The sequence below is a fragment of the Flavobacterium enshiense DK69 genome (assembly GCF_000498495.1).
GTDB lineage: Bacteria > Bacteroidota > Bacteroidia > Flavobacteriales > Flavobacteriaceae > Flavobacterium > Flavobacterium enshiense.
Map to the genome: position 1 here is coordinate 19,807 of NZ_AVCS01000013.1, position 12,079 is coordinate 31,885.

The 12,079-nt window shown below is 36.8% G+C and carries 13 protein-coding genes; 8 read left to right on the plus strand and 5 right to left on the minus strand.

Going from position 1 to position 12,079, the window contains the following annotated elements:
• Window positions 1–15: 15 nt before the first annotated feature.
• Entirely contained in the window at window positions 16–3,162 is a 3,147-nt protein-coding gene (gene ccsA, locus FEDK69T_RS08930; RefSeq protein ID WP_035630579.1) for a cytochrome c biogenesis protein CcsA, read from the minus strand.
• A 285-nt stretch (window positions 3,163–3,447) separates the two neighbouring features.
• On the opposite strand from ccsA, the gene prmA reads away from it, so the two are divergent.
• Window positions 3,448–4,284, plus strand: a complete 837-nt coding sequence (prmA, locus tag FEDK69T_RS08935) for a 50S ribosomal protein L11 methyltransferase (RefSeq protein ID WP_023573828.1) — start codon at window positions 3,448–3,450, stop codon at window positions 4,282–4,284.
• Window positions 4,285–4,312: 28 nt separating this feature from the next.
• Complete coding sequence (locus tag FEDK69T_RS08940) at window positions 4,313–4,588, plus strand: ATP-dependent Clp protease adaptor ClpS (RefSeq protein WP_023573829.1); 276 nt, start codon at window positions 4,313–4,315, stop codon at window positions 4,586–4,588.
• 55 nt (window positions 4,589–4,643) lie between these two features.
• Here the strand turns inward: FEDK69T_RS08940 and FEDK69T_RS08945 are convergent, their stop codons facing one another.
• The 3 genes from FEDK69T_RS08945 to FEDK69T_RS08955 all read right to left on the minus strand — a co-directional run bounded on the left by FEDK69T_RS08945 (window position 4,644) and on the right by FEDK69T_RS08955 (window position 6,192).
• Window positions 4,644–5,078: a lipocalin-like domain-containing protein gene (locus FEDK69T_RS08945; RefSeq protein ID WP_023573830.1), complete on the minus strand. Its 435-nt coding sequence runs from the start codon at window positions 5,076–5,078 to the stop codon at window positions 4,644–4,646.
• Between the two features lie 125 nt (window positions 5,079–5,203).
• A complete protein-coding gene (locus FEDK69T_RS08950) occupies window positions 5,204–5,626 on the minus strand; it encodes a DUF6691 family protein (RefSeq protein ID WP_023573831.1) in 423 nt (140 codons plus the stop codon).
• An 8-nt stretch (window positions 5,627–5,634) separates the two neighbouring features.
• Window positions 5,635–6,192 carry a YeeE/YedE family protein gene (locus FEDK69T_RS08955; protein WP_023573832.1) on the minus strand — a complete coding sequence of 186 codons (558 nt, stop codon included), beginning with the start codon at window positions 6,190–6,192 and terminating at the stop codon, window positions 5,635–5,637.
• 117 nt (window positions 6,193–6,309) lie between these two features.
• On the opposite strand from FEDK69T_RS08955, the gene FEDK69T_RS08960 reads away from it, so the two are divergent.
• From FEDK69T_RS08960 to creD, 6 genes are all read left to right on the plus strand, one after another.
• Entirely contained in the window at window positions 6,310–6,786 is a 477-nt protein-coding gene (locus FEDK69T_RS08960) for a DUF4199 domain-containing protein (protein ID WP_023573833.1), read from the plus strand.
• Window positions 6,787–6,788: 2 nt separating this feature from the next.
• The gene (locus tag FEDK69T_RS08965) at window positions 6,789–7,253 is read left to right on the plus strand and encodes a hypothetical protein (RefSeq protein WP_023573834.1); all 465 of its coding nucleotides are present in this window, start codon (window positions 6,789–6,791) and stop codon (window positions 7,251–7,253) included.
• A 94-nt stretch (window positions 7,254–7,347) separates the two neighbouring features.
• On the plus strand, window positions 7,348–8,166 hold the full coding sequence (gene kdsA, locus FEDK69T_RS08970) for a 3-deoxy-8-phosphooctulonate synthase (protein ID WP_023573835.1): 819 nt from the start codon (window positions 7,348–7,350) through the stop codon (window positions 8,164–8,166).
• Window positions 8,167–8,294: 128 nt separating this feature from the next.
• The gene (locus FEDK69T_RS08975) at window positions 8,295–8,903 is read left to right on the plus strand and encodes a hypothetical protein (protein WP_023573836.1); all 609 of its coding nucleotides are present in this window, start codon (window positions 8,295–8,297) and stop codon (window positions 8,901–8,903) included.
• A 2-nt stretch (window positions 8,904–8,905) separates the two neighbouring features.
• Window positions 8,906–9,202 carry a winged helix-turn-helix domain-containing protein gene (locus FEDK69T_RS08980; RefSeq protein ID WP_023573837.1) on the plus strand — a complete coding sequence of 99 codons (297 nt, stop codon included), beginning with the start codon at window positions 8,906–8,908 and terminating at the stop codon, window positions 9,200–9,202.
• Window positions 9,203–9,302: 100 nt separating this feature from the next.
• Window positions 9,303–10,664, plus strand: coding sequence for a cell envelope integrity protein CreD (creD, locus tag FEDK69T_RS08985; RefSeq protein ID WP_394330681.1), 1,362 nt, complete (start codon window positions 9,303–9,305; stop codon window positions 10,662–10,664).
• 62 nt (window positions 10,665–10,726) lie between these two features.
• Here the strand turns inward: creD and FEDK69T_RS08990 are convergent, their stop codons facing one another.
• Window positions 10,727–11,929, minus strand: a complete 1,203-nt coding sequence (locus FEDK69T_RS08990) for an NAD(P)-dependent oxidoreductase (protein WP_023573839.1) — start codon at window positions 11,927–11,929, stop codon at window positions 10,727–10,729.
• Window positions 11,930–12,079 lie beyond the last annotated feature (150 nt).

The window sequence follows — 12,079 nt, forward strand, 5'->3', positions numbered from 1 at the left end:
CATGGGTTTTCCATTTTATTTCTTGTAGTATTTCCTGAACTGAAAATACGAAGCAATTCCGAGCAATGAAACAAGTACAATTGAAACATAAACAAAATTCGGTGTCACCACTTTATCTCCTTTTGCATAAGAATGCAGTCCTGTTAAATAGAAATTCACTCCGAAATACGTCATCATAATCGAATAAAAAGCAAAAACACTAATTAGGTTGAAAATCCACTTCCCTCTTAATGCCGGAACGAATCGCATGTGAATTACAAAAGCATATACCATGATACTGATCAGGGCCCATGTTTCTTTCGGATCCCAACCCCAGTAACGCCCCCAACTTTCGTTAGCCCACTGACCGCCTAAGAAGTTACCGATTGTCAGCATCACCAAACCTACCGTCAATGCCATTTCGTTGATAATGGTAATCTCCCTGATATTAAGATCCATTTTTTCTTTGTTCTTTTTATTGGTCAGCAAGATCAGTAGCAATGAAACGATTCCTAAAATCATTCCCAGGGTAAACGGCCCATAACTCGCTACAATAACAGCCACGTGAATCATTAACCAGTATGAATTCAGTACCGGCTGCAGGTTTGCAATGGCCGGATCCATCCAGTTCCAGTGAGCGATCATTAAAATCATCGCTGCTACGAATGCTGTTGAAGCTACTGTCAGTTCCGATTTTCTTCCGAAGACCAAACCGAAAAGCATGGTTGCCCATCCTACATAAATCATCGATTCGTATGCATCACTCCATGGTGCGTGACCGGAAATATACCAACGTGCAATTAACCCGATGGTGTGCAATAAGAAAAATATTGCGATAAGGACGTGGCTCACTTTTACCAAAGTATTGATGACTCTTCCCGAATTAAAAATCTTGATAATCACAAACAGGAACATCAAAACGCCGGCGATCATATACCACGAATACAATTTCTTAAAAATATCGTACTTATTGTACATGATTTCCGAATCGATTTTCTCCTCACTCGGATAAACCTCTTTTCCGTATTTCTGCTGAAACTTGATTAATCCATCCAGGAAAATCTCGGCAGCTTTGTAATCTTTTTTAACCGGAACTTCATCCAATGAATTCAAATACAACGGAATTACATTTTTGGTAAACAAAGAATCAATTCCTGTTAATTTCGCTTCGTTGAGTTCCAAGTGTGAGACCCATTTGTTGTTTTTGTCGAATGGAATAGGAAATACTTTTAAAATCTGTCCGCTTAAAGCCGAATACAGTAAATTTACCTTTCTATCCGTTTCCATGAAATCCTTCTGAAATTGATTAGGAACTGGTGCCTTATAAGCTTCATCCAAATATGGGGATAATTTATAATTTCCTCTGTCATCAAAGAATTTCATCAAGGAAACATATTTTGCCCCTTTTTCAGCACCAATCAAATTATGAATACTGTCGTTTCCTTTTTTTATAAATATGATCGGTACATTATACCAAACCTGTGGAAACTGCGTCATAGAAAGGAAAACCTGATCGGAATTCATTCCCTTATAGGTATCGCTTTTGCTCACTTTACGCAACAATTCCGATGAAAACGTATTGAGAGGTTTCATACGTCCTCCCTGATCCTGAACAATCAACCTGCCGAATTTAGCCGCATGTTCATCCGAAACTTTGTATCTTAAAATCAGTGAATCGATTTGTTTTTCGTTCGGCATCTTCTGCTCGTTCTGATGTTGTGCCATCATTCCCGTGCTGAAAACCAACGCGATAATCGTTGTTAAAGCCGCTTTTTTATCTTTAACCTTTTTAAGTTTATCCTTTAAATCACCGAAGCGGGAATCTTTGGTAAACAGGATTCCGAGTAATCCGGCAAACAACAGGAAATAACCAACATAAGTTATCCAGGTTCCCCAGAAATCGTGGTTTACAGAAAGAACGGTTCCTTTTTCATCCGGGTCAAAAGACGCCTGGAAGAAACGATATCCTCTATAATCCAAAATATTGTTCATAAAAATACGAGCATCAAATTTATTTTTTTGTTCCGCATCGTCTACCGTTACCTTACTTTCGAAAGCTGAATAACTTTTCTCTGTTCCCGGATATTTGGACGCAACGAAATCATTCAGTTTAATCTTAAAAGGGGTTTCATAGACTTTACTTCCATAGATCAGGGTATATTCCAGGTTACCTAATTTAAACGACTGCGGCTCTCCCATTTTTCCTTTGGATCCCAAAAGCGTAACCTCTTTCTCTTTTCCTTCGTTTTTAATGGTCACTACCAAAGCGTCATCGGTCTTCTGGTCTTTATAATCGCCGTTTGATTCCATCACCATTTTCCCTTTTATGGCCGGTTGCGGAATAACAAACTGTGTTCCGCCCATGTTGTATAGCGAGCGTAACATTAAAGCCTCCACTTTGTTTGCCACCACTTTCCCCTGAAACTTGTCAGCCATTCGCATAAAGTTTCCTTCGAAAGGAGCCTGAATCGTGTAGGCCTCACTTATTTTTGTAATATTTATGGCGCCTTCCGTGAATTTATTGAATGCAAAAAGTACGTTATGGATATTTTGCACTTCGCCTTCTTTGATAAAATGTTCGTGACGTGTTCCATCCCCCGATTCCACAATCTTTAAGTACAAAACGCCTTGCGGATCTTCCTTAATCTCTTCTTTCGCCCCCATTATGAAATCCTTGTACTCAATTTCAAAAGGAATTTCGTCAAAATTTTCAGCGATTGAAAAATGGTTATCGGTGATTGGCGACATCAATAATTGTTTCTCGAATGTCCGGCGCTTCAACTCTCCTTGATAATTTCCGTCCACAAAAACATTCAGATATACTCTGTCGGAAAAAATCTGGTTGGACGCTTCCCCTTCCCGAATTGGCATCATGCCTTCAAAACTTATATAACGGGTGATAAAGGCCCCTACTATAATCAGGATAAAAGACAAATGCAGCAATAATGAAGCCCATTTTTTCCATTGAAGCAACTGATATCTCTTAATATTCCCAATAAAATTAATCACAAAAAACACCATGATTACTTCAAACCATTTGGAATTGTACACTAATATACGGGCAGTATCGGTATTGTATTCACTTTCGATGAAGGTTCCGGCTGCCATTGCTGTAGCAAAAGCGATGAACAAAACAGCCATTAAACGGGTTGAAAAAAGGAAGGAAAATATTTTTTTATCCATGACGGAAATCGGTTTTTACAAATTGTCGCGAAGATACTTAAAAACAAAGTTTTGAAACCCCATTTTAACGAATTTTAAGAAATATAATATTGAGCTAAAAACTTACTTTATTAGTAAGAATCATAACACGAGGTATACTAATACAAACTTAAGCAGATTTCCAGGAACATCAACTGACAATTATCATCCCCCCTTTTCCCTTCCAAACATAAAAAAACGACAGGAAACAAACACCGCTATATATTGCCGACTGCTCGGAATTACTAACTTTGCAAAAAAAATATCATGGAAAACGCATATATCGGGTACCATTTTACAGTGGAGCCTAAAGAACTGGGTTCGGAAATTTTAGTGGCCGAATTGGGTGAAACAGCATTTGAGAGCTTCATAGAAACCGAAAACGGAATTTCGGCTTACGTACAAAAAGCGCTTTGGAACGAGCATATTTTGGATGATATTCAGATTTTACATTCGGATGAATTTAAGATTGAATACACATTTGAAGAAATAGAGCAGGTGAACTGGAATGAAGAATGGGAAAAGAATTTTGATCCGATCGATGTTGACGGAGTTTGTCATGTTCGCGCTCCATTCCATGAAAAAACCGATGCTAAATATGATATCGTCATTGAGCCAAAAATGAGTTTTGGTACCGGGCATCATGAAACTACACACATGATGATCCAGCATCTTCTGGAAATGGATGTGACGGATATGAAAACGTTGGACATGGGCTGCGGAACTGCGATTTTAGCGATTTTAGCCGAAATGAAAGGTGCCAAACCGATTGACGCGATTGACATTGACAACTGGTGTTATCTGAATTCGATTGAAAATGCGGAAAGAAACAACTGCCAGCATATTTCGGTTTATGAAGGCGACGCTTCACTGTTGAATCAGGGACAAAAATATGATTTGATCATTGCCAATATCAACAGAAATATTTTGCTGAACGATATGCAAACGTATGTAAACTGTCTTAACAAAGGCGGATTTTTATTGCTGAGCGGATTTTACAACGAAGACATTCCGGTTATCGATGCCTCTTGCACTGAGAAAGGTTTGACTTATGTTAAAAAGTTCCAAAAGAATAATTGGGTTGCTTTAAAATATGTAATTTAGTAGTTAATTTCAATCTAACAATTAGATTATGAGTGTAAAAGAAAAAGTACTGGAAAAGGTTTCGATTGAAGAATTGCTTTCTTCTAATTACGAAATTATTCTGTTTAATGATGATGTTAATACATTCGATCATGTGATTGATACACTGATAGATGTATGTGATCATGAACCTTTACAAGCAGAACAATGTGCGATTTTGGTTCATTATACCGGTAAATGCGGTGTAAAATCAGGCTCTTATAAAGAATTGGAACCGCAGTGCAGCAAACTGCTTGACGCCGGCCTTAGTGCTGAGATACAATAAAAAAGTCCCGAATTTTATTCGGGACTTTTCATTTATATATGTGCGTAAATTCAAATTATCCTCTGTTAAAAACAGCAACCAATGTCATTTGAGTTTCGGCATCTATAAATTTAACTTTCAAATTTGTCTCATTTAAAGTTACGATCTGAGCTGTAAAAGGATCTTCTCCCTCAAAAGAGATTGTTACATTATTTCCGTTTTTTGACCATGATCCATTTGTAATATCTGCTGTACAGTCTTCAGGGTAATATACATCTTTTATGATTCCCCCGCTTTTTAACTCCATGAAGTCCTTTTTAGTAGAACATTCATTTTGATGATTAGTTAGAGATTCCTGTCCATCCATGACCATTCCTTGTTTGGCAATAATCCATTTTCCTTCAAGTGAAGGAGTTGAAGAAGAAGAACCACCATTATCATCATTATTACAAGATGCGAATGACAAGCCTAAAGTTAAGGCAGAAACGAATAAAATGTTAATTTTTTTCATATTTTATTTTTTAAGGTTAAGCAACAAATATAACAAAACACCCTTAAAAAACAATTTTTTCCTACAATTTGGATAAATTAAGGATTATCGCAACATATTTCTCCTAAAAAAAGTAAATCTCAATATTAATGAGGGAGCTTATCCTTGAAAACGCCATACAGATAAGTTCCTAATAGAGCTCCTGCCAAAACGATTATGATACCGTAAAAACCTGCACCAAGGAGAATGAAAATTGGCCCAGGACATGACCCAACCAGTGCCCATCCCAAACCAAACAAAATTCCGCCCACAACATAACGAACGAATCCTCTTTCCTTATCGGTTATTACAATAGGAAGTCCTTTAATATCCTTAAGATTATTTCTTTTTATAGCCTGAACACCCACTACACCAGTAACTACGGCTACACCAATAATCCCGAACATGTGAAACGACTGGAAGTGGAACATTTCATAGATTCTGTACCATGAAACGGCCTCTGCTTTAGTCAATACGATTCCGAAAACGAAACCTACTAAAACAAACTTGATTAAATTGAAAAATTTCATATGATTTCTTAGAAAATTAATGGTAAAATGAAATGTGCCATAACCAACCCTCCAATAAAGAATCCGATAACAGCAATTAAAGACGGTTTCTGAAGGTTACTTAACCCGGTAATAGCGTGACCGGAAGTACAACCACCGGCATAGCGGGTACCAAAACCTATCAACAAGCCACCAAAGAAGAGAATAGCAAGCATTTTAGGATTTTGCAACGCTTCCCAGCTAAATAAAGTATCAGGACCAAGTTTTCCGTTAGGCGCCTCGATATGCATAGCAGCCAATTGCTCAATGGTTTTTGGATTTAGTTGCACGCCGCTTCCGTCGCTTAAAAAGTGAACTGCAAAAAAGCCTCCCAGAATTGCTCCGAAAACCACGGCTAAATTCCATTTTTGCTCGCGCCAGTCAAATTTGAAAAAATCCACATTTTTACCGGCTCCCGCCATAGTACAAAGTGTTCTTAAATTGGAAGACATTCCAAAAGACTTTCCGAAGAATATTAAGGTGAGCATTACTGCCCCTATCAAAAACCCTGAAATATACCAAGGCCACGTTCCGTAAAATGAATACATAGTTAATTTATTTTTGGCAAAAGTAATTATTGCTTAAAAATTTTGTGTAACAAACATTACATATTTTTCGTTACAATGAAATAAACCTTTAATTTTGGACTATTAAAAAACTAGCGAATGAAGAATTACCGTATTGAAATTAAATGGGCAATCGTTTATGTAATAGTATCCTTTATATGGATATTCATTCAGAAAGCGTTAGGCTTTTTTGATAGCAATATTTCAAGACATGTCTTTTTTTCAGTTCTGATTGTTTTGGTTTTGATACCGCTCTTTTATTTCGAACAAACGGATAAAAAAAAGAATTTCCTCAATAATAAAATGATGTGGAAACAAGGATTCATCTCTGGATGTCTCGTAATTGTCCTGGCTACTTTATTTGTTCCTGTATTGAGTTATGTGACTTATGAACTTATAGCGCCTGACTTTTTCAAAAAAGCGATTGCTTTATACACAGAAAGCGGAAAATTAAATCCAATTGATGCTGCAGCACGATTCAATTTAAGAAGCTCTATGCTTCAAGGAGTTTCAGACAATTTATCATTCGGAATTAGTTTTTCGGCAATTATGGCATTTTTTACAAAATCACAATAATTATGTTCAAAAAAGTCTTTTTACTAAACCTGCTTTTTATTGGTCTGACGGCATGTATCAGCACGAAATCGACCATACAAAACATTGACAATAATGCTATTAAACCAGCTGTTAAAGATGGTGCCTTTCAGTTAAAAGAATATGCCGATTCAAAAAAATACGCTTATAACCAAGACTATCCGATTAATATAGGCGTTATCCAGGAAAAAAGTGAAGAGCAGTATCTTGGTTATTTTTTCAATGGAATCACCGGTCCGAAAGGAGAAAAAGTAACCTACGAAAAAGTAGAAACCTGTTGCCCTTTTCCAACAAAATACAACAAAATAGGCGGAGGACTGTTATCGATTTATGAAGTTAAATGGGAAGGTCAGAACAAACCGGTTCGTTTGTATTTTAATATTTACGAAAGAGGCAAAATAATGTGCCCGGTTGGTTTCAAGATTAAAGATTTTCAGAATAAACAATAAAAACTTTAAGATTTTTATAAGATTTCACACCTTCTAACGACTTCATTAGAAGGTTTTTTTATTATATCTTTGTACAACTTTTTTAGATACAATCATGAATTTACAGAACATACCACAGATCAAACATACAGACAGCGGAAATTTTTTCTTGTTGGCGGGTCCCTGCGCCATTGAAGGAGAAGAAATGGCAATGCGAATTGCAGAAAGAGCGGTTTCCGTAACCGACAGACTTAAAATCCCTTATGTTTTTAAAGGGTCGTTTAAAAAAGCTAACCGCTCCAGAATAGACAGCTTCACTGGTATTGGTGACGAAAAGGCGCTAAAAATCCTTCAGAAAGTATCCAAAGAATTCGGTGTACCGACCGTAACCGATATCCATACCAATGAAGATGCAGCTATGGCTGCCGAATATGTGGATGTACTTCAGATTCCGGCTTTTTTGGTACGCCAGACCGATTTGGTTGTAGCTGCCGCAAATACCGGAAAAACCGTAAATCTTAAGAAAGGACAATTCATGAGTCCAGAAAGCATGAAACACGCAGTACAGAAAGTAATCGACTGCAACAATCAGAACGTTATGGTAACCGACAGAGGAACCATGTTCGGATATCAGGATATGATTGTGGATTACCGCGGGATTCCGACAATGCAGCAATTTGCTACTACCGTTCTGGATGTTACCCATTCATTACAACAGCCTAACCAAATGGTTGGTGTAACCGGAGGACGCCCTGAAATGATTGAAACGGTTGCCAAAGCTGGTATCGCTGTGGGTGTGGACGGAATTTTCATTGAAACCCATTTTGATCCGGCAAATGCAAAAAGTGACGGAGCCAACATGCTTCACCTGGATTTATTTGAAGGCCTGATGGACAAACTGGTTGCAATCAGACAAACAATCAACAAATTTTAATAAAATTTAAACCGGCTCTAGCCGGTTTTTTTTATAATACCATCTAAAAATTTCACTCATCAAAAACATTAAAAAAAACTTGTCCAATTCAATTATTATAACTTACTTTGTTTTTCAAAGTACTTTATATGAACACTCAAGATTATTTGCAGGATATTAAGGAAATAAAAGATTTGATGAACAAATCAACACAGTTTATTTCTTTAAGTGGTTTGTCTGGCGTTTTGGCCGGAATCTACGCTTTGGTCGGAGCTGGCTATGTTTATTATCTGATTGAAAACCATACGGAAAACTATATTACCCTTGAAAGCAGCACTTTCAAACTGATTCTGCTGACAGCCATGATAGTACTTCTCGCCTCTTTATTCACTTCCTATGTACTCACAGTAAAAAAAGCCAAAAAGATGGGCGAAGAAGTATGGAATGCCTCTTCAAAAAGATTATTAATCAATTTTTTCATTCCACTGATTACCGGAGGTATTTTTGCCATACTGTTGCTGCGAAATGGTTATTACGGACTGGTGGCTCCTATTACACTTATTTTTTATGGTTTGGCTTGCGTTAATGCCAGCAAATACACATTAAGAGACGTTCGCTATTTAGGTATAACCGAAGTGATTTTAGGGCTTATGGCCGTTGAATTTTCAGGATATGGCCTATATTTCTGGGTTATCGGATTTGGGATTTGTCATATTATTTACGGATCAGTCATGTACTTTAAATACGACAGAAAATAACCGTGAAAAATATTATTCAAAATATCAACAAAGCTTTTGATCACCGTATCCGACTGGGAATCATGTCGGTATTGATGGTCAATGAATCGGCAGATTTCTCTACTCTCAAAGAATTATTGGGAGTAACTGACGGGAATTTAGCGAGCCATACCAAAGCACTTGAGTCTGAAAATTACATCGTTGTAGAAAAACAATTCATTGGAAAAAAGCCCAATACAAGTTACAAGGCAACTCCTGAAGGCCGAAAGGCGTTTCGCGATCACATTGAAGCTCTTGAAAAATTGATACAGAAGAGCTAAGATATTTTTTTAATCTTAAACTTTGAAATTCAAAGTACTTTAAAATAAAGAAAATCATCAATATAAAACCAAAAATCTAAACACAATGGAAAATCAAAGCATCAATCAGAACAAAGGATCATTCCTTGGATCATTCCTACAGTCAACAACCATCAAAATGATAATGGTTGGTATGCTGACATTGGTATTACTGATTCCGCTCGCATTTGTAAATGACTTGATCCACGAACGATCCGAACGAAAAAAGGAAGTCGTAAATGAAGTCTCCCAATTATGGGGAAAAGACGTGTTTTTTTATGGACCAATACTAAAAGTTCCTTACAAAAGTTACACTGAAACTGCCGTAGTTGACTCTAAAACGAATCAAACCAGCATTGAAAGAAAAACCAGTGTTGAATATGCTTATTTCTTTCCGGATAAAATCAGCAATATTTCGGATATCAAAAAAAACACCTCATTAAAGAGAGGTATTTACAGCAATGTGGTCTATACGGCCGACATGAAATTTGACGGGCACTTCGGAAAGCTGAATTTTGAAAAACTAGATTTAACAGACGAAGATTTAGAATGGGACAAGGCATCATTGGTAGTCAAAACAACTAATCTGAAAAGCATTAAAAGTGATTTGGCCGTTAAACTCAATCAACAGAATTTCAACTTTGAATCAAAAGAATCCGACGATAATTTTTATGGTATGCTTGAAACAGGAACTTTCGACTATAGAACATTGGCACCAAACGGAAAACTGGATTTCAGTTTTGCGATGAAATACAACGGAAGCAATAGCATAAAATTCATCCCGATTGGAAAAACGACGCAGATCAACCTAAATTCAGACTGGGATTCACCAAGTTTTGAAGGCATGTTTGCAGCAAACGATGCAACCAAATCAATCAGCAAAAAAGGATTCCATGCCGACTGGAAAATAATGGATGTAAATCGTTCATTTTCGCAACAATACACAAAAAAACTTCCGAATCTCAATGAATATTCCTTTGGCGTAAAACTGATTGAAACAGTAGACGAATATCAGCAGAATGACCGTGCTTCGAAATATGGATTCCTAGTAATCGGACTCACCTTCTTAGTTTACTTTTTAATTCAGCTGATCAATAAAATAAACATTCACATTTTTCAGTACACCATGTTAGGCCTGGCACTTATTATGTTTTATACACTACTGATAGCCATAACCGAACATTCGAGTTTCTCTCTAGCCTATCTGATTGCATCGGTCGCTGTAATCGGGATGATTGTTTTATACTCCATTACCTTTTTAAAAACCAAGAAGTTCCCTTTATTTATCGGAACGGCCCTGAGTGGCATTTACGCGTTCATCTATGTGATAATACAATTAGAGAATTATGCGCTTCTTGTTGGAAGCATCGGTCTGTTTATCATCTTAGGCCTGGTAATGTACTTCTCGAGAAAAATTGATTGGAACAACTCCAATAATCAATAATTTAAAAACTTTCATTTTTTCAAAAAACAATAAAAAAAGTCCCGATTTGATCGGGACTTTTTTTATTTACCATCTACATAATCCTGTAGATATTTAAATCTTTCGGTTAGCTTACCATTCTCGGTAATTTTTGCACGCTCCAAAATACCGTCTTTATCATTGTTGTAAAACGCGGGGATAACATGCTCCAGGAACATTTGTCCAAAACCTTCGCTGGCGTCTTTTGGCAATTCGCACGGCAAATTATCTACAGCCATCACAACAATTGCTCCGGGATGGTTAACATCTACTTCCCTGCCCTCGCTTGGATAATATCCGTAAAAAGGTTCTGCAATTGTGGAAGAACGCAAAGTACATTCAATAGGCCCCTCAATATCACAAGAAATATCAGCGACCACTTTAATTTTATTGTGCGGAGAGTTTAACATGTCTCTGGTTAAAATAACTGGTGCACCATTACCATAGAAATGTCCGGCAATGTAAATATCGGAAACTTTAGTAAAACGCTCGAAATCGGATACATACTCCTGCGGATTTTGATAAAAATCTTCTTTTGACACAACAGTTCCGTCTTTGCGTTTGTTGTAATCCAAAACATCAATTTGGGTGTATACTGGCTTGTCGTAGGTTTTAGTTAAATAATCTTCAACAGAAACCTGTTTTATTTTCATGGCGTCCAAAATTTCCTTGGCTCCCATCCCTACTTTTCCGTATCCGGTCAAAACAATTTTTATTGGCGGCAACATTGGACGACGTAAACGTTCAATCAATGCAACTTTATCTGCCAGAGTTTCTGCTTTAGGAAGATTGAACAATTCGTATTTTATCCCGAATGCTCTGAATCCGTTATAAGCGCCAACTATTCCGGCATAACGCCCAAATCCGATCAAACGGTGGTTGGATTCGTTCACTATGGTTTCGTGATCAAGCAAACGGATGTTTTTTTCCAGGCAGGCAACAAGTAAATTTTTGTTATGGGGCTGTTTTTTAATTGTATGGGAAAAGAAAAAATATTTTTTATTGGGCAGTAATGCATCAATGGGAACCTCTTTTACCCCAAGTAATACGTCACAATCCGAAAGGTCATCGGTTACATCAAATCCTAATTTTCTATATTCTTCATCAGAAAAAATACGTATATCGGAAGATTCCACTTTAATTTCTGCCTGCGGAAACTGTTCTTTTAATTTAACCAATTCTGAAGGTGTAAAAACCACACGTCTGTCGGGCGGATTTTTTCTTTCTCTAATAATTCCAAATTTCATCATTCTGCAATCTTTCAACAATTATCAATAAAATATCACAAAAAGTGACAATTATTTAATTTTTATAGGTTAGTTTTGTCTGTTTTTATTTATTTTCGACCAAATGTAGCATTTAAAGAATAGTGGCGCAATAATTTTCAATTGAATTTT